The following is a 22,058-nucleotide window of genomic DNA, read 5'->3' on the forward strand; positions in this document are numbered from 1 at the left end:
GTTACCAGACGCTTATTCGGATTGGAGACCATTCATCCAGACTTTGGCTCTGGCAAGAAGCTGCTCAACGAACGCATTCTTCTCATTGGAATATCGGAGCAGAGTCCGAGTTCCTTGCGAAACGATCCGTTGTTTGATCTCACTATAACGATCAGCTTCGACGGCATGTGCTCGCAAGTACTCCCTGATCATGATGTTATGATTCCAAATGTCGCCACGGTGTAGCACAATATGAACATTATAGGCATGCCTACCTCTTTTCCGGAGATATAAACGGCCGGGAATCCCGGCTTCTCCCAAGTCATCGTAACCCATAGCAGTCAGTCTGCGGATGATTTCTTTCGTGTGCAGCGCGTTCTCCACGCCCACCAGAATGTCGATGATAGGTTTAGCCGTCATCCCCGGAACCGATGTGCTTCCGAAATGTTCGATAGCAGCTGTATAAGGACCGACCTCTCTGGTTAACGTCTGAAGTTCGTCGCTATACCGATCCGCCCACTGCTTGTCATAGGACTCCAAATGAATGTCTTCATCAATCGTCATAAAGCTTCCTCCTTCCAATTTGGTGCGCATATGCTTATGAAGCTGCCTCGAGCTAATCGTAGTGGGGCCCAACATTCGATCAGTTACTGTTCAAACATGCCTCAGTATCGACTTTCGGCTGCAGGTGCTAGAACCTGATTGGCATATCTATCGGCCTCAGCCTGAAGGGTTCCATCGCTTACCCGCTCCACGTTATAGGCCGCGAAGGCCGGCAAATAACGGACTTTGCACCGGTCTAACGTGGCTTGAATCGGGCGCAGCAGCTCACTGACGGTGTACCAATTTTCCCCGCCTGCCTGATACTCCTGTTCCGAGCCTGCTGCCGTCATGGCCAGCATAAATTCCTTGCCCTTCAGGCTGTTGCCTTCCGGTCCGAACGCCCAGCCGAAGATCAGCACGTCATCAAACCATTTCTTCAGCAGGGGCGGACAGCTGTACCAGTAAAAAGGGAATTGGAACACCACCCGATCATACTGAAGAAGAAGCTGCTGCTCGCGCTCGATATCGATATTCCAGTCCGGATACTCCTTGTAAAGATCTCGGACATCTACATTTCCATTCGCATACAGCCCGCTGTGCTCCATCAGCGCTCGATTCGCACGCGAATTGTCTAAATTCGGATGAGCTACAATCACCATGATTTTCATATTCAGGTCTCTCCTGTCTCATTTGGTTTGTTTGACACCCCCATTATGTTTCGGATCGGTTTCGTTGAAAAGTACGCTCTTTTTATGTACTTAGTCGGTTTTAGCGTACCTATTCATCCCATGCATAGTACGATAAAACATACTAAGTACGAGAAAGAATAGTACTGGGTTTTAACCGAATACTGTGCTACATTACTAACATCACATGAACAAAGACCGATGGCACACTTCCTATGGGAGATGAGAATATGAGAACAACCGAACATGAACGGCCTAACACTGACGGCATCCTGACCACACTGCAACTAATCGGCGGCAAGTGGAAACCGCTGATTCTGTTTATACTGCTCCAGGACGGAACCAAACGGTTCGGGGAGCTCCGTCGTCTGCTGCCGGGCGTGACCCAAGGCATGCTGACAAATCAGCTGCGCGAATTGGAGCAGGATGGGCTGGTCGTACGCAAGGTATATCAGGAGATTCCGCCCAAGGTGGAGTATTCCATCTCGGAGCACGGAAAGAGCTTGGGCAGCGTTCTGACCGATATGTGCACCTGGGGGTTTCAACATTTGGATTATGTCGAGAAGAACAACGGCCAACAAGGTGAAAGTCATGGGAAAAACGCAGGCGGACTGTAAAGTAAGAAGTAAAACCCTTAAGGCTCATGCTGGGCACTGCTCGCCTATACGAACGCATGCATTTACTGCTTGTTGCGCACAACCGATCCAAGTCTGCTATATTCCTCAATTTGCAGTTGACCTCCATCCCCCTGCGCACGCTTCCAGCCGATCCTATTGGATTGGCTTCATTTGTTAGGTCCCCTCCATCTTGGTAGTTCTAATCGTGATCAGCTTTTTAAACGACTCCGTTTTAAGCCGCTACTCCCTCCTTTCTATTTTTTGTCACCTATGCATATCTAAACGCATGTCTGCCAACGGTTGACGATAGTTAAAAAATCGATTGCAGAAATTAACTTCCAGGTATTGCATTTTTATGTCGTTACGATATATATTTATGTCGTAACGACATATTTTTGGAGGCGCTCATATGTATGAAATTTTTGTGTTGGGTGAATTGATGACCGGGGATAAACACGGGTATATGCTTCAAGAGATATTAAAAAATGCAGGTGGTCCTTATCGTCAGATTAGTTCCGGAACGTTATATCCCCTGCTTTCCCGGATGGTGGATCACGAGTGGATCCATCTTCGTCTGGACGAATCCAGCGGAGGCAAACGCCCCCGCAAAATCTACGGGATTACCGATTCCGGACGGAAGAAGTTTCTCGAGCTCATGGAGAACCCCCTGGAATACAACATGGATACGGAGCAGATATTCCATTTTAAAATGGTCTATTTCCGGTATGTTCCGAAGAAGGTTCGGCTCGATTGTCTTGAGCAGTATTTGATTTATCTGGAGACCAACCTGAAACATGTGACGGACTTTGAAGCGGAGATTACGTTTTATAAACCTGATCCTGAGAAACAGCGGCTTCAATTGCTGCGTGTACTCGATCACCGGAAGCAGATAGGAATTGCGAATATCGAGTGGATCCGGAAAGAAATATCGGCGGTTAAGTCCGAAGAAGACTAGAGTTCAGACGTTTTCGCATTGGGAAATTGGAAATAAGGAGGGAACGAAATGGAACGTTTATGGACAAAACCGTTTATTCAGATGACGGTCGGGATGTTGTTTCTGTTTACGGGCTTCTATCTGCTGCTGCCCACGCTTCCGCTGTATATTAAGCATCTGGGAGGAACAGAATCCCAGGTGGGATTGGCGGCCGGTGCGTTCACGCTGACGGCGGTCGTCTTTCGCCCGATGGTCGGGGGATTGGTGGATCGCTATGGCAGAAGAGCCTTTTACGTTTGGGGCCTTCTATTCTTTGTCCTCTCGATGTATCTCTACGATTGGGTTGGCAGCATCCTGCTTCTGCTTGCGCTGCGGATCTTGCATGGCGCGAGTTGGGCTTTCTCGACTACCTCCATCGGAACGGTCATTACGGATTTAATCCCAACCTCCCGCCGCGGGGAAGGCATGGGCTGGTACGGTATGGCGATGACGGTTGCGATGGCCATCGGCCCCATGCTGGGTACTTTTATCGTCAGCGGGTACTCGTTTCGGACATTGTTTCTTGTCGCTACCGGGCTCTCTCTGATTGCCTTCATACTTGCCTACATGACCAGAGCACCTTATCAAACCAAACCCTCGGCAGGGCGGATTCAGTTAGTCGAGAAATCCGTTCTCCCTGTCACAGCCGCAATCTTTTTCCTGGCTGTCGCTTACGGGGGAATCACGACCTTCCTCCCTTTGTTTGCCGAGTCCATCCGGGTCAATCCGGGGACCTTTTTCCTGGTGTACGCCGTCGCTCTTACCTTGATCAGGCCCTTTGCCGGGAAGCTGTCAGACCGTTTCGGTGAAGCGGCTGTCATCATTCCGTCCCTTATCGTCACGGCCGGTGCTCTGATCGTCTTAAGCCTGTCGAGCGGATTGCCCGGACTCATTACCGCCGCCATTCTATACGGCATTGGTTTCGGCTCGGCTCAGCCTGCTCTTCAAGCAGCCACCCTGCGTATTGCTCCGCAGAACCGGAGAGGCGCGGCCAACGCCTCCTTCATGACCGCATTCGATCTCGGCATCGGACTTGGCGCCATTATACTCGGCTTGGTTTCCGAGCGTATCGGCTATACGTATTTGTTCACGGTTACGGCAGCATCGGTAGTCGTTTCCTTAGTCATATTCACGATCTTTGTGAGAAGATTGCTTACGTCTGGCGTTGCGGATAAAGAGTGAAGGCTAGCTGATTTACAACCAACACGCCCGCGGCCTTGGACTACCGCTGTCGCACTGGAGCATTCTTTCGCATTGGAGCGTTCTGCCTGCCCGGGACCCTTCTGCCGAGTCGGGGTGACCGAGTCACTAAAGCTCCAAGTCTCAAGTCTCCGCTCCTGCCAGCTTCGTAACCTCCGCGTCCGCTCCCGAATAGGCTAACGTATCTGATGTTGGATTGGAGCGATTGTACGCATGGCGCAATATGTCCCCCCGGTAAGCATCCATACCCTCACGCATACGGCACCCGGTCTCGTGATTCATTATCCGCAGGTATACGACCTCATGAATCCGGGTGCGGAAGAAGCCATCAACCGGGCCATTATTTTTCAAATCCAGGATATGCAGCGAGAACAGCAGCAGGTTCAGACCGGCACCAACCCGCAAACAACGGGCACCTTTGAGATTAAAACGAACGAGCGCGGCATTCTTAGCCTCGTGCTGACGAACTATACCTACTCCGAGCATATGGCGCACGGGTATACGGTGACGAAAGGCCTGACCTTTACCACGGCTACCGGAAAATCCTATGCCTTATCTGATCTGTTCCGCCCAGGCTCCGGCTATCAAGCCGTCTTGGCCGCCGAGGTGAACCGTCAGATCAGGGAACGCAGCATTCCCGTGCTGGAGAACAGTCCGGTTACCGTTTCGCCGAATCAGGACTTCTATCTGACGGATAAGTCACTGGTCATCTTCTATCCGCTATATGCCATCACCCCATACTATGTCGGCTTTCCGATGTTCCCCATATCGGTGTACGACCTCTTGGGCCTGGCGCCCGAGAACGGACTGTTATCGGATCTTGCCGCAGGCGTGGTGTAATGATCTACACTGCACTCAGATTAGTTGTACCAAAAAACAAACCCGATTCCCTGGTACCTTACACCAGAGTCTCGGGTTTGTTTGTTATTATCTTGTAATCCAGCTGCGCCGGTTACACCATGATTTTGCAAATATCGTTCGTGAATTCCACCGGATCGGCAATCGGCAAGCCTTCGATCAGCAGCGCCTGATTGTACAGCAGATTCGTGTAAAGCTTCAGCTTATCCTGATCCGCTTGCAATGCCTTAAGGGATTTGTATACCTCATGGTTCGTGTTAATTTCCAGCACCTTGTCTGCTTGGATATCCTGTCCGTTCGGCATTGCCTTCAAGATTTTCTCCATCTCAATCGAGACATCGCCCTCCGTGGACAGGCATACCGGATGGGATTTCAGTCGTTTGGAGGCTTTAACGGATTTCACTTTTCCGGCCAAGAAGCTGCCCATGGCTTCAAAGAGCTCCTTGTTGTCACTCTCTTCGGCTTCATTCTCCTGTTTGTCGGAATCGGAATCGATGCCGAGATCCCCGCTGGATACCGACTTGAATTCCTTCTCCTTGTATTTCATGAGCATCTTGATTGCAAACTCATCAACATCGTCGGTGAAGTACAGAATTTCATAACCTTTATCAAGTACCATTTCCGTCTGCGGGAGCTTCTCGATCCGGTCGATGGAATCACCGGAAGCATAATAAATATACTTCTGATCCTCCGGCATTCTCGATACGTACTCATCCAGCGAGACCAGCTTCTTCTCCTTGGAGGAAGTGAACAGCAGCAGATCCTGAAGATCTTCCTTGTTCATGCCGTAATCGTTGTAGACGCCGAATTTCAGGCCTCTGCCGAAGGATGCAAAGAACTTCTCATAGTTGTCTCGTTCGTCCTTCATCATGCCCTGCAGCGCGCTTTTCACTTTGCTCTTGATGTTCTTCGCGATCAGTGTCAACTGACGGTCATGCTGGAGCATCTCGCGGGAGATGTTCAGCGACAGATCCTCGGAATCGACCATCCCTTTCACGAAGCTGAAGTAGTCCGGCAGGAGATCGCCGCATTTGTCCATGATCAGGACGCCGTTGGAATAGAGTTCAAGCCCTTTCTCATATTCCTTGGTGTAATAATCGAATGGCGTATTCTCGGGAATGAACAAAATCGCGTTGTATACAACAGCGCCGTCCGCTTTGACATGAATGTGCTTGAGCGGTTTATCGAAGCCGTACCGCTTCTCATTGTAGAAATTCTCGTAATCCGCGTCGGTCAGTTCGCTTTTATTCTTGCGCCAGATCGGCACCATGCTGTTGATGGTCTGCTCTTCCTGAACTTCCTCAAATTCGTTCTCGGCATCTTCTTTAGGACGCTGCGTTTTCACATCCATCTTGATCGGATAACGGATGAAGTCGGAGTACTTCTTGATAATCGCTCTTAGACGATATTCTTCCAAATACTCGTCATACTGATCGTCTTCCGTGTTCTCTTTGATCTTCAGCACGATCTCGGTTCCGACAGACTCCTTCTCGGCCGGCGTAATGGTATATCCATCCGCGCCTTCGGATTCCCACTTGAATGCTTCGTCACTGCCGAGGGCTCTGCTCGTCACGGTAACGACATCGGCCACCATGAAAGCCGAGTAGAAGCCAACGCCGAACTGGCCGATAATGTTGTGGCCGTCCTTCGCTTCATTCTCGCTCTTGAATGCAAGGGAACCACTCTTCGCGATGATGCCGAGGTTGTTCTCAAGGTCTTCCTTGGTCATCCCGATCCCCGTGTCGGTAATGGTCAGCGTACGGTTTGCTTTATCTGCGGAAATCTTAACGTAGTAATCTTCTTTGTTAAAGGTCAAGTTGTCGTCGGTCAGCGCTTTATAGTAGATTTTGTCGATCGCGTCGCTGGCATTTGAAATCAGCTCACGCAGAAAAATTTCACGCTGCGTATAGATGGAGTTGATCATCATCTCGAGCAGCCGTTTGGACTCAGCTTTAAACTGTTTTTTCGCCATGAAAAAATCTCCCTTCCAATCTGAACGAGGTTTCTTTTAGCACTCTTTACAGCAGAGTGCTAACACTTCTTCTATTTAAACATGTACCAATTTTTGATGTCAATATGTTTAAAGACTTTCCCTGGAAGAAATACAGGTTCAGCCTGAAGTGGTGAAGCCGACGGCGCAAGATGAATATGAAAACAGCATGCTGCAATCAGCAAAAAAGCCGCCTAAAAGGGAATACCCCTTTTAGACGGCCCTTCACATTCATGGCTCGATACCGCTGTTTAATCGCTTTGATAAGACCGGACGAATCCACCATACGTAATACAGGCCGCATATGAGCAGCACGCCGGCCGTGGCTAGAAAGGGAAGCCGATAATCCTGCCGAGCCAGGATCAGTCCGGCAACAAAGGTTGCCCCGGACGAGCCTAAACTCCGAAATACCGACCGCATGCCGGCGTACAGATTACGTTCCTTCTCATTGAAAGCCGACATCAGCAGACTGTCCAGCAGATTGGACAGCATGGTTACGCCACCGCCCCGCAGCAGAAACAGCCCGACAAATAGCCATACGGGGAGAACCATGTACAGAGCGGCAAACAGCAAAATATTTACGATAAATACCGAAATAATGGCCGTGTTATAACCGAACCGCTCCATGACGTACGGCGTCATCAATGAGCATATGAACAGAAGGATCGCGCCGATGGCAAGAATTAAAGATACCTGGTCATCCATCCAATCCAGGCGGAACTTCACGATGACGTTCAAGAATGAGCCAGTCATGGCGATACAGCCGCCGAGCAGCGCCGTAAACACGGCGAACAGCCATAAGGTCCCGGACGACAGAGGCCCCGTTAACCTGGATATTCCCTTAGAAGATGAAGCCGTCGGCGCTTCCTCATCCAAGTCCCTGCGCTCAGAAGGCAGCCAGAACGCCCGGATGACGCCATGAAGCACAAGCACCAGCCCGGTCAGCAGAAGCGACACTTCATAACCTCTGCTTCCCTCAAATCCCTTCGAGATATATCCGGCTGCCAGCGTTCCGAGACCCGTGAAAGCCGTAAAGACGGCAAACATCAAGGAAAATGCACGGGCCTCCTCCTTACGGGAACGGCAATAATGGAAGAGAAGCTGAATCTCCGTCGTCTCCACAAGCGTCAAGCCGGTAGACACCAATATTTGAGCGGCATAGAACCACAGCAAATCATCGCTGACGGCAAACAGCACATTGCCTGCGGCGATAAAGAATACGCCGGTGACCAGCAGTTTTTTCCTTCCGGTCCGGTTAGCGAGCAGAGATACCGGAATGGCGAGCACGCCCATGATCAGAATGCCCATCGACACCAACGCGCCGATCTCGTCCTCCCTTAGCCCCCGAAAAAGCAGATGCAGGTTCAGGACGAGCGTATAGAGGCCGATTCCAATGCCGTAGAAGGCCTCGCTTATAAGGAAGCGGCGCACCCCCGTAGACAGCTGCAGCAGGTCTTTGATGTAAAAGGACATGTTATTCCCCTTCTCCAGAAAATCCGATCACGATCTGAGATGAAATCAGTCGGTTACTTGTATAATTCCGCTTCCGAGCGCATCCGCCGGCTCAGTCTTATCGGATCGGTATCCTCGGCAGCGTAAGCCTTCAGGAGAATGCGGAACGAAAACGGCTCCGGCTTGATCGAATGCTCCGGAGACTGTGCCGGACCGCAGCTGTTGCTGCCTAGCCCGTTCTGCCGGTAATCCAAATTCAGCGTAATGAAGCTGCGCGGAATAAGGTCGCTGGCATGCGCGGCGGACTCCACATCCTGATCGGTGTACCGGCTCGCACTGAAGTTCAGGGCTGGCTCGCCAACGGCGAGGAGCCCCAATCCAGCGCCATCCGCGAGCGAGATCCAGCGGACATCCGATCGGTTCCCGTTCTCCTGCGGATAAATATAAGGCGTAAACAACCCGTCCACAGTGCTGCGGTATTCTCCGAACCGTCCTGCTTCCAGGCTGTCCGGGTAGCTTTCCCCAGGTCCTCTGCCGTACCACCGGACATGTTCCATGTCTCCCGCGACTTGCATTTGCAATCCGATTTTCGGCAGCATGGCGGGCGGCGTGCCGATCGGCTCACCCTTCACGTCCATGATCATCAGGCCGCTGGAAGTGATCGTATAGATCGTTTCGCAGCGGAAGCCCCAATCATATACCGGCGGCGCAATCCGGGAAATCCGCCGCACCTCCACGCTGTCTTGGTCCAGTCGCTTCCATTCGAAATGATCGATCCGCTCGGAGAGTCGGTCCAGATGGGCCTTACGCCAATCCGGAAGCACGTACATATCGTTATCAATCGGCGGACGCCAGAAATTCAGCGCCGGTCCGCCAAGCGTGATTCTTTTGCCATGCAGGATTAAGCTCTCAAATCCGGATTGAAGCGAACCGAGTGACAGCTGAAAGCCGCCATTCCCCACCTTCAGCTTAAGCTTCTCCTCGGTGACCTGTAGTGGTCCCCGCCGCAATGCGGCCGTTTGCTCAAATTCAGGCTTGGACGATTCCCGCAGCAGAAGCTGGGACCACGCCACTTCATGTCCCCGTTCCGCCCAGCGACAGTCCGCAGCCAGTGAGAGGGATACCTCTAGCCACAGCTCGGCATAAGGACTCACGCCTATTGTCGCTTGCTCCAAAACCTCCAAGAGGCTTAGCTCCGCGCTTGTGCCTGCTTCGATGCGGGGAAGCTCCAGCGCTCCGCTATGGACAAGCTGTCCATCGGCCAACACACGGTAATGGGCCTGCAGATGATCCAGCGAAATGAAATCATAACGGTTCATGATATGAAGCACACCGTGTCTCGGCATCGACATGCGAACAGGCTCAATGACCTTTTTGTATTCCAGAAGTCCGGGTGAAGGCGTCCGGTCCGGACGGACCAAACCGTCGATGACAAAATTGCTGTTGTTCGGCACATCGCCGTAATCGCCGCCGTATGCATAATCCCTCCTGCCGTCCGGCGTCCTTCTGCTCAGCCCATGATCGATCCATTCCCATACGAAGCCGCCCGCAAGGCGGGGATGGGCTTCAAAGGTATCGAAGTAGGGACGCAAGCCTCCGGGCCCGTTGCCCATCGCGTGCGCGAATTCGCACAGAATATGCGGCTTGGGATGATCGGTCATTTTACCGAAGCCCTCCATCTTCTCGACGGAGGAATACATGGTGCTCACCACGTCGCACACCTCGGCTTCACGGTCCTCTTCGTAATGGATCAGTCTCGTCGGATCATTCTCCCGGCACCATTCCGCCATCGCGCGGAAATTGCAGCCGAAGCCGGATTCGTTGCCGAGGGACCAGAACAGCACGGACGGATGGTTTTTGTCCCGCTCCACCATCCGGCGGACACGGTCCACGTAGGCTTCCTTCCACTCCGGATCGTCGCTCAGGCGGGAAATGTTGCCGAGGGGCTCGAAGCCGTGGGTCTCCAGATCCGTCTCTTCCATCACGTACAGCCCATACACGTCGCACAGCTCGTAGAACCGGGGATCGTTCGGGTAGTGAGCGGTCCGTACGGCATTGATGTTGTGCTGCTTCATCATACGGATGTCCTCGAGCATCGTGGACAGGGTGACGGTTCGGCCCGTATCCGGATGATGGTCATGGCGGTTGACGCCTTTAAGCAGGATTGTCTTGCCATTTACCAGGAGCTGTCCGTCCTTCACTTCAATGGAGCGGAAGCCGACGCGCTGCGCCACCGTCTCCAGCGTTCCCCCTTGAGCATCCTGCAAGATGATCACCAGGTGATACAGTGCCGGGGACTCGGCACTCCATAAATCCGGGCCGGCTACTTCGATCTCAAAGTCCTCCACGACGGAGTGCGAGACATCCTTCACGGCTGACCCCACTTCCACTCCGGCTCCGTTCAACAATCGAAGCTGGACCGATCCGGACTCCGTTCCGTCCAGCTCCAAACGCACGTGCAGCTTGGCGTTCAGATACTCCTCATCCAGTTCGGTCGTTACGCGGAAGTCGTTGATGCGAAGCGCTGACGGCTCGGCTACCAGATACACATCCCGGAAAATGCCGCTCATCCACCACATGTCCTGGTCTTCCAGATAGCTTCCATCAGACCATTGGTATACCCGGACGGACATCTTGTTTACGCCGGACTTCACATAAGGCGTCAGATCGAACTCGGAGGTCAGCCGGCTTCCCTGGCTATAGCCGATAAACGACCCGTTTAGCCACACATGAAACGCACTGTCCACCCCGTCGAATTTGACGCAAATCTTTCTGCCGTCCCAATGCTCCGGAAGCTCGAACTCGCGTACATAACTTCCGGTCGGATTCGCGTTTGGCACATGCGGCGGATCCACGGGGAACGGATAGTACAAATCCGTGTAATGCGGATGGCCGTAGCCCTGCAGCTGCCAGTGCCCCGGAACCGGGAGGTCATCCCAGGCCGATACATCGTAATCCTCTTCATAAAATGCTTCAGGAGCAGTCTCTGGCTCCTCGGCATAGTGGAATTTCCACACCCCGTTCAGCGATTGATACCAGGCCGAACTGCCTCTATCATAGCTTAATGCTCCTTCCATATCCGCGAACGGAATGAAATAAGCTCGGCTCTTCACCCGGTTTCGTTCCAGCACGCTTAAGTCATCCCAGTCGCGGCCGATACGATGGTTCTTCATCATGTCTCTCCATCCTTTCCCAAGCGGTCTAAGCTTCTAGCGGTCGTTAAGAAAAACGTCTATCGACGTACTTTCATAGAAGACAGACCGCATTTAGAGGTAGTTTTTCTTGCGATTATAGAATTGTTCAGCGCAGCAAGAAAACTTATAAATTCTATAATCTTCAAAAAGTCATCTTTCCATGAGTTTTTGAACACGCACTTCTATGTTCTGATGCTGCATTATGCTGCATATCCATCGTGGATGCCTCTTATCACCGGCACGGTTACCCCTTGATCCCCGTCGTGGCAATGCCGCCAACGATATAACGCTGCGCGAAGAAAAAGACAGCAAGCGGCGGAATCGAGATCAAGCAGGTGATGGCCATGATGGATTGCATATCGACGCCGTGCATGCCCTTGAATTGGGACAACCCCAGCGTTAGCGTATATTTCGTCTGATCGTTCAGGAAGATGAGCGGACCCAGATAATCGTTCCAGCAGCTCATCATATGGAACACGGCTACCAGAATGAGCGATGGTCCCATCAGCGGCACGATGATCCGCAGCAGAACCGTCATTTTGCCCGCCCCGTCAATCGTTGCCGCTTCATCCAGCTCCTTCGGCAAGGTCATGATGAACTGGCGCAGCAGGAAAATGAAATAAGCGGAACCAAACCAGGACGGTACAATGAGCGGTTTGAGCGTATTGATCCAGCCCAAGTAGTTGAATTCCATATACTGCGGAATCATGGTTACTTCCCACGGAATCATCATGGTAGCAAGCACGATCAGAAACAGCGCATCCCGTCCTTTGAACTGAAACCGGGCGAACCCGTATGCTACCAGCGTGCACGATATGAGCTGCCCGAGCGTCGACAGCAGTGTCACAATCAGCGTATTTTTCAAAAACAGGTTAAACGGCTGAATGCTCCAGGCTTCCGCGAAATTGCTGAATCTCCACACGGAAGGCAACCATTTCGGAGGAAACAGATACAGCTCCTGCTGTGACTTCAGCGCTGTCGTAATCGCCCAGAAGAGCGGCGCAATGAACAGCAGGGAGCACAAGATGAGCAGTGTGTACGTGATTACTTTTTTCATGCGGAACGCCCCTCTCTGCCGGCAGGTACGCCTGCTTTGTTACGCTTTGGCTTCGCCTTCTCCTTCTTCATCTCGCCCTCATAGAACACCCAGGCTTCCGAAGACTTGAACACGAGGAACGTCAGCGTCAGCACGATCAGGAACATGAACCAGGCATTGGCTGCAGAATAACCCATCTTGAAATACTTGAACGCATTCTCGTACATGTACATCGCATAGAAAAACGTCGACTTCAGCGGGCCACCGCCCGTAAGGAGAAGCGCCAGCGTCAATTGCTGGAAGGCGGCAATGATGGACGTAATCAGGTTAAACAGCAGGGTCGGCGTGATCATCGGGATGGTCACATTGAAGAACTGCCTGATCTTGCCCGCTCCATCTATAGAGGCTGACTCATACAGATCCTTCGGAATGCCTTTGAGACCCGCCAGAAAAATAAGCATCATCGAGCCCTGTCCCCACAGGCTTGCAATAACCATGGCGACCAGGGACCACTTCGTATCGTTCAGCCAATCCGGGCCTTCGATGCCAACAAGCGATAAGAAAAAATTCAGGATCCCGTAATCCCCGCTGTACACCCACGACCAGATCATGGCGAGGGCTACGCCGGAAATGACCGACGGCAGGTAGAAGGCGGTGCGGAAGAATGCGCTCCCTCTCACCTTTTGATTCAGCAGCATAGCAAGCCCTAAGGCTACAATGATGTTCAGCGGCACGAACAAAGCCGCAAACTTTAACGTAACCAGCAGCGATTTCCAGAACAACGGGTCATTCGAGAACATCTCCACATAGTTGTCGATGCCGACAAAGGTCACTTGGCCTACGATCGGCCAATCAAAAAACGAAATGACGAGGGAAAACAGCAGCGGACCCAGCGTAAAAACCAGGAATCCGAATACCCATGGAAAAATGAAGAGGTAGGGCACGGCCCCACCCCAACGTTTTCGTTCAAGTCGCTTCGGGGCCGCTGTCTGCTGTTGTGAGTAAGGCACTTCAGTGTGGGCCATATTCGCGAACCTTCTTTCTTCGTTTATTTCAAATAGCGTTCGCTATCCTTCACCGCTTGGTTCAGAACCTCCTGGGCATCGCTGCCAAACATGACGGATTCCACAGCTGCCGACAGTTGACGGTTCACTTCGTTCCATTTCGGGTTCAGCAGGAAGGCCGGCGTATTGTCCGAACGCTCCAGCATCGTGTAATACGGCTTGTAGAGCGGATCCTGATCCTTCTTCAGCTCGTTCACCACGCTGATCCGGACCGGAAGGTCGGCCACGCGCATTTTGATCGCTTCATCCGATACGTAGAACTTAATGAACTCCCACGCCAGATCCTTGTTCTTGGAATCCTTCGCTATCGACAGTGCGGATTCGGCCAATACTCCCTTTACAGGCTTGCCCTCGAAGGCCGGCATTTCCACCGTACCCACATCGATTCCAGCTTCCCTGAAAGATTCCAACGGCCAGATGCCGCTCTCCCACATGGCAATTTTGCCGGCTTTGAAAATATCCTCCCCGCTCTGCTGCCCTTTGCCTCCGGTCAGGACGGCTGAGCCGTTCTTGAGCATATCGCCCAGCATCTGAATGGCTTCCGCCGTTTCCTTGCTGTTCATGTAGCCTTCAATCGTTGTGCCATCCTCGGAAATGAAGGAACCGCCGTTGCTCCATACGAACCCTTGCAGGTCATACGTATCGTTCTCGGCTCGTACGCCGAAGCCATACTGCTTCTTGGATTTATCCGTAAGCTTCTGGGCGTTCTCCTGGAATTCCGTCCATGTCCATCCATCGCTCGGGTAGGCAATGCCCGCATCGTCGAACATCTTCTTGTTGTAGTACACCACCCGGGTCGTAAAGCCCGCCGGGATTCCGTACAGCTGATTATCGATCTTGCCGTAGTTAAACAATCCTTGGTAAAAATCATCGATATTCAAGTCCTCGTCCTTGGACGCGTAGGAATCCAGCGGCTCCAGGGACTGGTGATACGTCGGAAAATCCCACATATACATCACGTCCGGCGGATTGGCTGCGCCAAAACCGGCGGCCAGCTTCTGATCGAATCCGTCGGCATAAGCCTCCACCTGCACCTTCGTGCCGGGATGCGATTCCTCGAACTTCTTGGCGATCTCCTGCTCAATCTTCAGCGCATCTCCCGTATCCCAGGTAGCGAAGCGAAGCGTTGTCGCGGCGCCTGATGCATTGCCGTCCGGCTCCTTCGATGCCCCGGTCCCGCCGCTGCCGCCACATGCGGCCAGCAAGGATGCCATTAACGTCATAACCGAAACCAACGCGATCCATGACATTTTCTTTTTCATATTGTCAGCTCCCCTAAAGTATTGAGTTGATATGAATTGAACCGCTTTCATCATAACTCGGATGAAAGCGGTTCAAAACGTGCGCTGATTCGCAGATGATCGTATTTTTGTTCGAACTTTCGCCCTTGGGTGTTCATTTGTTTACAAGGATTCCCCTTTTTGTTCGGCACGGTATTGGCTTGGCGTCTGACCTGTGCAGCGCTTGAACCATTTGCTGAAATATTTGCTGTCTCCAAGCCCGGTCTTCTCGGCGATTTCCTGCATCGTTAAGGAGGTTTCGCGCAGCAGGCCATAGGCGAGGCGAAGCTTGCGTTTATATTGAAATGTGATGAAGCTGTCGCCGACCGTTTTCTTGAACAGGATCGAAAAATGGCTGCGGCTCAGCCCCACCTTTTGGGCCAGCTCCGCTGCCGACCACTCGTCCGCGGGATGTTCATGCAGGAGATGGACCGCATGCAGAATCGGCTCAGGCCACTGCTCCCCGCTAAGACCGTACACCCGTTCCAGTTCGGCTTCCTTATGCAAGGATTGAAAAGCTGCCTGCACATCCATTAAATCGTGAAGACATTCCCGCGAATTCCATGTGAGCTTCCCGCACCGGCTCTTGATCTCCACCAGCAAGCTGTCAGCCGCTCCCTTAAACTCCTCCGGTACGGCCCAATAGCAGCTGTCCGGGCCGTAGTGAATCAGCTTGCTGCAGCGAAAACCCGGCTCGTCGGAGTCCTGCTCCTGCAGCAGCCCCTCCCAATTGCTGCTGCAGCCCGCCGTCTTGATCAGATAGAGGGAGATGGGCTTGCCCTCCCCCTGCCCCACACGGCTGCAGAGCTGCCGGAGTTCTCCCGGGAATCGATCGCTATGGCCGTTAAGCCAAGCAAACAGGTGAGCGGAAACCTGCTCTGCCAACTCGTACCCGTAGGCCGGCGTATCGGACAGCTCACGCTGGAATTTTCCCAGCATCGATTCGAGCTCTTCGTCCTCGAAGGCAGTTTTCAACAGATATCCCGAGGCGCCAAGCCGCATCCCCTCTTGGGCATACTCGAAATCCCGGTGGCAGCTGAGCAGAATGATTCGGGTTTCCGGCGCGACCTCCTTCACCTTGCGCGACAGCTCGATTCCATCCATCTCCGGCATGACGATATCCGTAATGACGACCTGCGGGCGAAACTCCAGAAACGCCTCCCAAGCCGCCTGACCGTTGGGGCTGTCCGCCACAACCTCCATCCCGAATCGGTCCCACTGCACCGTGGAGCGGAGTCCCTTACGCACAATGCTCTCATCGTCGGCAATTATCACCTTAATGTACCCTGCTTTCATCATCGAAAGACTCCTCCTTTTTTGGCCAGCGTATGGTGATCGTTGTACCTTCTCCCTTAACCGAATGTACCTTCAATCCGTATAGCGGGCCAAAATGCAGCTTAAATTTCTGATCGGCGTTCCTCACGCCCAGCCCGCCGCGTCCCTTCCGCTTCATCTCCGGCGAGAATAACTGCGCGAGTTTCTCCTCCTTGATGCCGGCCCCGTTATCGCGAAGCGTGAGCACCAGCTCGTCATGATCCTCCCGGACCTTGACATGGATCTCTCCCTGACCATCGGTGAATGCATGGAAAAAAATGTTTTCAAACAGCGGCTGAAGCGTCATCCGCGGAATCAAATAAGGCAAAAGCGCCTCATCGCAATCCAGTTCATAACGGAACACCTCGCCGTACCTGATCTCCTGGATTTTTAGAAAGTGACCGATCATGCGCAGCTCCCTGTTCAGCGTGACGAGCTCCTGCGAGATATCTAAATTCCCCTCCAGCACCATCGTCAGATGATACAGCATCTGACGGATATCCTCGGCGCCTTCCAGCCTGGCTTTCCACTGGATGGAGTTAAGTGTATTGAACAGCAGATGGGGGTTGATCTGATAATGGAATGCGCGCAGCTCCGCTTCTTTTTTCAGCCGCTCGCTCTGCTCCACTTCGCCAATCAGTGTCTGCACGCCCGTAACCATCCGGTTAAAACTCATATCGAGACTGCCCAGTTCATCCCTGCCCTCGATTGGCGTACGGGTATCCAGCTTGCCAAAGCTCACCTTCTGCATCGAGTCCTTCAAGGTCCGAATTCGTGAGGTGAACCGGGAGGAGAACAGATAAGCAATGCCAAAAGCGAGCAAGCAGGAGACAATGGCAACAACCATCGTGTTCGCCCGGATAACGCCCGAGGATTGATAGAAAGCCTTGGCGGGAACTCTGGCTTCCATGGTCCATTGGTTGACGCCAAGCGTCCGGGACCAGGTCACGTCGTTGTCATGGGGCGTATACGGAGTTTCCGTCTCATACACGATCGTGCCGTCCGGCGATGTAATGAGCAGGTGGGCGTGCGTGTCGGCCTCGAACTTGGCATAACTGCGCAGCAGCTCCTCGGCACTCTCCTCAATGAGGATGATGCTGCCGTCCTGAGCCTTGTCCGGGTGGTGGATCGGTACGGCGAGCCCGATGACCGGCACGTTATCGCCATCACTGCTCTTGATGGAATGATCCTGATTGTAAAAACCGAGCCAATAAGTCCCGGCATAGGCCTTCGGCCTCGTGCTCCACATCGGGATATTGCCGAGTTTATTCACATCCAGATTGTTCTCCCCATAGTAATAGCCGGAGGTCGTAATGATGTAAATTCCCGCTGTCAGCTGCGTTCGAAGAGACTTCAATAACGATTCAAAGTCGTTCTTCTCCATAATGTCGCCGTACGTGGATGGCGTCCCGGCTCCGATTCCCGAATGGCTCGGGTCCAGTAAATAGGAATAAATCGTTTCCGCTGTCTGCTTCATCCGTCCCAATGCCGAACTGGTCTGCTGCTCCAACTGCGCTACGGCATTATCGCCGTATTTGCCGAACTGGGAGTTAATCACTTTAGCGGATTGATAATAGGAAAGTCCGCCAAGCGAGAACAGCGGAATCAGGGTGACAATTAAAAAACAAGTAAGCAGCTTCGTTCGTATACTATGATAGGTGCCGGTGAACAGCCGGCCCACTCGATCTTTGATACCCTGAAGATTCATGGTTACTCTCCCCGTTGTCGTATCGTATCGTGAAACTTTTTGTCCACTCGTTCGCCATGCGGCAGGACTGCTAACCCATCCGTGATACCGCTTTCATTATAAACCCGAACAAAGGGCTTGTAATTAGGCGGCAACTGGAAACGGAGAGGAAACGGAAAAAGCACCTCCCCCGCAAGGCAAAAGCCCGGGAAGAAGTATTTGTCCGTCATCGTTATAGAGGTTGTTCAAAAAGTCCGCTTTTGATAAGAAAACCTCTATCGAGGCCACTTCAAGGATGAGCGACCGCGATGCATAGGTAGGTTTTCTTGCGATATAGAATTTCATCAGTTCCACTGATAACTCATAAATTCTATATCTAACACGAAGCGAATCAGGAAGCAGCTCGGCATCGAATCTTGAATTCAGCCGGGACTTCCGGTGCTCACGTACCCAAAACGTACGCTCCGCTCCTCATTCCCTAGCTTCATCCAACCTTCTCGGTGCTGAAAATCGACCTTTTTGAACACGCACTTATAGGGTGTATTCATGTCCAAGAATCAAAAATACGCTAGAGGTCCAGGTGAACGCCCGATCGCGAAGCCCCGCACCGGTCAGGGCATCAAAATTCTCGGCCATGCCACTGAGACTAACCATCCGGCAGTACCGCTGCGCAATCTCCGTCGCCAGCTCCATATCGCCGGCAGCCGCCACCCCTTCGACCAGCAGCATTGTGGAAGGAGCCCAGATCGGCCCGCGCCAATATCCGTCCGGCTTATAATAGCAGCTGCTTACGCTCTCGGTAGCCCAGCCGTTGCTTGTCAGGAATCGGCCTTCATCCCGAAGTCCTTCCAGTAGAGCCTTGCGAATAAACTCGGGAAGGCGTCTTCCCAGCAGGATGGGAACGAACAGCAGCAAGCTGTCTCCCTCGGATACTTCATGCGTTCCCGAGCGGCAGGCCGTGAACCGGCCATCCTTCCAGAAGTGCCGTATCATGCGGTCCAGCGTATCGTCCGCTCTCCGTCTCCATTGGCTCGACTCCTCGGACAGGCCCAGCAAGCCCGCGATTTCGGCCAGCGTCTCCATCTGAATAATGAGATAGGCAGCAAGATCAGGGCTCTCGACGGGAATGCCGTTATTGAACGCCGTGCTGTTGTCCCAGCCTGAATCGTTGCCGTGGTTATACTGGGGAATTCCGTCGCCGTCATGATCTCGATGCGTGAACCACCACTCCGTCCATTTCGATAGTGGGCCATAGACCTCGCACAGCTGGGTCTCCTTAATGAAATCGGTCCGACGCATCATCCAGGCCAGCGTCCAGCCGTGAATCGGTGGTTTGTTGCAATTCCAAAGCTCGTATTTATCGTTCACGAAGTCCGGGATCAGGCCGCTCTCATCCTGCCGGTCAAAAAAGATCATGAACTGATCCCAAGCCAGCTCCGGCTGATGCCGCACAAGGGCCATCGCGTTAAAGCAGTTGTCCCAGCTCCAGATGTTGGTCATCCAATTCTTGGACATATACATGGCTGGGCGGGTCAGACAGCCTTCGGCCGGAACTACGCAGGACCAGGTGATATAGGCCGCGAGCTCCCTCGCTTCCTGCCACCGCTCAGAGACGGTAAGGGTGTTGTTCAGCCATGCGGCATAATCTTTCCGGACACTATGAACCGCCTCGTCGAAGGACTCCCATTCCTTGCGTGGGGTCATGACGGTCATGAACTCCTCTACCGCAAATTCCGCCATATTGGTTAATGCGTCCACGGAGAAGTCGGCGGTCACCCGCGAGCTCTTAATCTCGTTCCATTCGACCTTCATGCCCATCTGGCCTGCAAGCCGGGTCAGCATGAAGCGGCAGCCATGCGTGAAGCTGTTCACCTCCCAGCTGTCCGGATGGGTCTCATAGGCGTAATCATACGCTGCTGGAAAAAAGGTAAGCCGGATGCCGCAGCCTTCCGAGCGGAATCGGACGGTCCGGGAGTCCGATATGCAAATATCCGCATGGCCCTCCGAATCGGAGGCCGTTAGCCTGATGTTGTCGGGTGATGCAACAGGTTCAAACGGAACCGGCTCGCTCTGCCGGTTTAGCAGCTCTATCAGAAACGCCTCGCCAAACTTGTCATCTCCTCCGCGGACGGTTCGCAAGTAAAGTCCTGGTCTGCGGTCCTTCGCCGCGGGCAGGAGGGAAATGGCCAAGAAAGACTCTCTTCGGCTGAAAGGTACGATATTCAGATCAAAATTCATAAGACATCTCCTTCGCTGAGGTATCGCTTTCATTGTAAAACTTCTCATGGGAAGAGAGGACTGCCGGATGTCTTGCCAAAAGAGGGATATTGTTTGCCGCAGGCTCGCTTGAGCGAGAGAGGTGTCATTTTGTTCGATAAGAAGGGGGACAAATGTTATAAAAAAACAACAGCGACGTGAAGATCCATTAAAAAACCGCCGATGATCGCAGCATCGGCGGTGTATGTGATAAGTGTGCAGTGTATAATCAGAACAGCTACGGCTGCTTCCTAAGGCTGTTACGGCCGCTGGCTGTGCTGCCGCCAATACTGTTTTTTCCCGTCATCCCGCACCGTAATTCCCAGCTTCGATAATTCCCGGCGCAGATCGGCTGCATCCTCTTTATCCTCGTTCTCCATCGTCTTTTCCCGTGCCAGGAAGAGCGCGTTCATGCTAGGCGTCAGTTCTGGCGAATCGGCAACCCATCGGACGTAATCATCGGCGAACGGATCTCGGTCTCTCCAGGAGTAACCGTGCCGCTTGAAGGCTTCGGCCACGGCATCCCGCTTGGCTTCGGGTTTCTCCCGGTAGAGTTCCTGCCCCTCCGTGCCCAGCAGGACCAGCTGCTTGCCATCCAGAAAGACCGCAGAAACCTCGTCTCTCGTAAACGTTTGTTCGGCATCATGAATACGGAGTCTAATCTCTTGATCCGACAGGCGAACGCCAAGACTTTCTTTAATGGCAATGTGGGAGAGGACCATGCCCGCAAGCAAGCCCACAACAGCGGTTACGATGACAACCCAAGGCCCCTGTATGGATGCGATTAACTCCAGCGGTCCTTGAAAAGGCACCCAGGCCAGGCCCGTTGCCCAATCCGCAATTGCAGGTATAAACCAGCCGACCACCGCGCCTAATAACGGCGGTACCGCCCAAATCAGGATCCGGTCAGAAGCCGATAATCCAAGGTCACTGTATTCCATTCCGTGATTCAAGTATATCCGCTCCTTTCCTGAGGATGCTGTTCACCGCTTCCCTCCAGACCGCTTGATAATCCAGCGGAATATCCATCAAGATATAACTCGTGATATTATCAATGACCAGTGCCAGCACATACGCCTTGGAATCTGAATCTTGCCGCTCAATGATCCCGAAGTCTGCTCCTAACCGCATCAGTTCCCGAAAGCCGTCTAGGAACGATTGCTGCATGGCTACCACGCGCTGGCCGTAATTGGCACTCCGGTTTGCGGTTAGCATGAACTCATTCAATAGGCGCATGACCGGCATAAAAGCCTCTTCCTCCTCCGGAAACATGCGCAATCCCCCTTGGTACAGCTTCTCTGCAAAGTTATGCTCGTTCATTTCGGTCAGGGAGAAATAATGATCGAAATGATAATCGCTGAACATATAATCAAAGACACGCTCCACCAGTTCATCCTTGGATGCAAAATGGTAGTAGATCGACGGTTTCGTAATGCCCACCTCGCCGGCAATCATCGCAAGGCTGGTCTTCTCGATGCCATGAACCACAAACAATCCGATGGCGGCCTCAACGATCTGCTGTGAGGTCATGTCTTTCTTTTTCAACGTGTTATTCCACCCTTTTTTTTAACTACCGATAGGTAGAATTTTAAACTCGAGGATAAGAACTGTCAATATTTTTTAACTATCGGTAGGTAAAATCAAATAAAAAATCGCCGACGCTTACCGCATCGACGATTCGTATAGATTAGTTTGGTGCCATAACCGGCTCAACCGATTAGAGCATTCTTCTTCCCATCATGATGATGGTATTAAGCAGCGACTTCCACTTTCCATCGACTGTACGTGCAGTCGTTGCGGTGTTTGCCGCTTGATTGCGTTTAGAGCGCAATTTCGTTGCCATCCTGCATCGTTCCAATTCCTGACGGAGATCGCGAACATGCTGTTTGGCAATATCTTCATTATTGATATTCATGGTTTCATTCCTCA

18 protein-coding genes are annotated in these 22,058 nt (G+C 52.6%); 4 read left to right on the forward strand and 14 right to left on the reverse strand.

Annotated elements, in window-relative coordinates; genetic code table 11:
• Positions 1-12 precede the first annotated feature (12 nt).
• Both ABEW73_RS23230 and ABEW73_RS23235 read right to left on the reverse strand, forming a co-directional pair.
• Positions 13-543, reverse strand: coding sequence for a GrpB family protein (locus ABEW73_RS23230; protein WP_430168410.1), 531 nt, complete (start codon positions 541-543; stop codon positions 13-15).
• 101 nt (positions 544-644) lie between these two features.
• Entirely contained in the window at positions 645-1,190 is a 546-nt protein-coding gene (locus ABEW73_RS23235) for an NAD(P)H-dependent oxidoreductase (RefSeq protein WP_430168407.1), read from the reverse strand.
• A 248-nt stretch (positions 1,191-1,438) separates the two neighbouring features.
• Here ABEW73_RS23235 and ABEW73_RS23240 point away from each other — a divergent pair, with 248 nt between their 5' ends.
• From ABEW73_RS23240 to ABEW73_RS23255, 4 genes are all read left to right on the forward strand, one after another.
• On the forward strand, positions 1,439-1,825 hold the full coding sequence (locus ABEW73_RS23240) for a winged helix-turn-helix transcriptional regulator (protein ID WP_430168404.1): 387 nt from the start codon (positions 1,439-1,441) through the stop codon (positions 1,823-1,825).
• A gap of 409 nt (positions 1,826-2,234) precedes the next feature.
• Positions 2,235-2,780, forward strand: a complete 546-nt coding sequence (locus ABEW73_RS23245; RefSeq protein ID WP_430168401.1) for a PadR family transcriptional regulator — start codon at positions 2,235-2,237, stop codon at positions 2,778-2,780.
• A 48-nt stretch (positions 2,781-2,828) separates the two neighbouring features.
• Complete coding sequence (locus tag ABEW73_RS23250) at positions 2,829-3,980, forward strand: MFS transporter (RefSeq protein WP_430168398.1); 1,152 nt, start codon at positions 2,829-2,831, stop codon at positions 3,978-3,980.
• A gap of 231 nt (positions 3,981-4,211) precedes the next feature.
• Positions 4,212-4,838, forward strand: a complete 627-nt coding sequence (locus ABEW73_RS23255) for a DUF3298 domain-containing protein (protein WP_430168395.1) — start codon at positions 4,212-4,214, stop codon at positions 4,836-4,838.
• A 112-nt stretch (positions 4,839-4,950) separates the two neighbouring features.
• Here the strand turns inward: ABEW73_RS23255 and htpG are convergent, their stop codons facing one another.
• The 12 genes from htpG to ABEW73_RS23315 form a co-directional block, all read right to left on the reverse strand.
• The gene (gene htpG / locus ABEW73_RS23260; RefSeq protein WP_430168393.1) at positions 4,951-6,828 is read right to left on the reverse strand and encodes a molecular chaperone HtpG; all 1,878 of its coding nucleotides are present in this window, start codon (positions 6,826-6,828) and stop codon (positions 4,951-4,953) included.
• A 249-nt stretch (positions 6,829-7,077) separates the two neighbouring features.
• Positions 7,078-8,319 carry an MFS transporter gene (locus ABEW73_RS23265; protein ID WP_430168391.1) on the reverse strand — a complete coding sequence of 414 codons (1,242 nt, stop codon included), beginning with the start codon at positions 8,317-8,319 and terminating at the stop codon, positions 7,078-7,080.
• A gap of 53 nt (positions 8,320-8,372) precedes the next feature.
• Positions 8,373-11,471, reverse strand: coding sequence for a glycoside hydrolase family 2 TIM barrel-domain containing protein (locus ABEW73_RS23270; protein WP_430168467.1), 3,099 nt, complete (start codon positions 11,469-11,471; stop codon positions 8,373-8,375).
• Between the two features lie 265 nt (positions 11,472-11,736).
• Positions 11,737-12,549, reverse strand: coding sequence for a carbohydrate ABC transporter permease (locus ABEW73_RS23275; protein WP_053489640.1), 813 nt, complete (start codon positions 12,547-12,549; stop codon positions 11,737-11,739).
• Positions 12,546-13,553, reverse strand: coding sequence for a carbohydrate ABC transporter permease (locus tag ABEW73_RS23280; protein WP_430168388.1), 1,008 nt, complete (start codon positions 13,551-13,553; stop codon positions 12,546-12,548). The genes ABEW73_RS23275 and ABEW73_RS23280 overlap by 4 nt, the downstream gene beginning before the upstream one ends.
• Before the next feature lie 23 nt (positions 13,554-13,576).
• On the reverse strand, positions 13,577-14,854 hold the full coding sequence (locus ABEW73_RS23285; protein ID WP_430168386.1) for an ABC transporter substrate-binding protein: 1,278 nt from the start codon (positions 14,852-14,854) through the stop codon (positions 13,577-13,579).
• A gap of 141 nt (positions 14,855-14,995) precedes the next feature.
• Positions 14,996-16,171 (reverse strand): response regulator, encoded by a 1,176-nt coding sequence (locus tag ABEW73_RS23290; RefSeq protein ID WP_430168383.1) that lies wholly within the window; start codon positions 16,169-16,171, stop codon positions 14,996-14,998.
• Entirely contained in the window at positions 16,149-17,894 is a 1,746-nt protein-coding gene (locus tag ABEW73_RS23295) for a cache domain-containing sensor histidine kinase (protein ID WP_430168380.1), read from the reverse strand. Before ABEW73_RS23295 ends, ABEW73_RS23290 begins: the two co-directional genes overlap by 23 nt.
• A gap of 510 nt (positions 17,895-18,404) precedes the next feature.
• Entirely contained in the window at positions 18,405-20,111 is a 1,707-nt protein-coding gene (locus ABEW73_RS23300) for an amylo-alpha-1,6-glucosidase (RefSeq protein WP_430168377.1), read from the reverse strand.
• Positions 20,112-20,389: 278 nt separating this feature from the next.
• The gene (locus ABEW73_RS23305; protein ID WP_430168375.1) at positions 20,390-21,082 is read right to left on the reverse strand and encodes a YqeB family protein; all 693 of its coding nucleotides are present in this window, start codon (positions 21,080-21,082) and stop codon (positions 20,390-20,392) included.
• Complete coding sequence (locus ABEW73_RS23310; RefSeq protein WP_430168372.1) at positions 21,057-21,674, reverse strand: TetR/AcrR family transcriptional regulator; 618 nt, start codon at positions 21,672-21,674, stop codon at positions 21,057-21,059. The genes ABEW73_RS23305 and ABEW73_RS23310 overlap by 26 nt, the downstream gene beginning before the upstream one ends.
• A gap of 172 nt (positions 21,675-21,846) precedes the next feature.
• Positions 21,847-22,044 carry a hypothetical protein gene (locus ABEW73_RS23315; protein WP_076322834.1) on the reverse strand — a complete coding sequence of 66 codons (198 nt, stop codon included), beginning with the start codon at positions 22,042-22,044 and terminating at the stop codon, positions 21,847-21,849.
• Positions 22,045-22,058 lie beyond the last annotated feature (14 nt).

This window comes from Paenibacillus lautus (genome assembly GCF_050482385.1).
GTDB classification, from domain to species: domain Bacteria; phylum Bacillota; class Bacilli; order Paenibacillales; family Paenibacillaceae; genus Paenibacillus_AQ; species Paenibacillus_AQ lautus_B.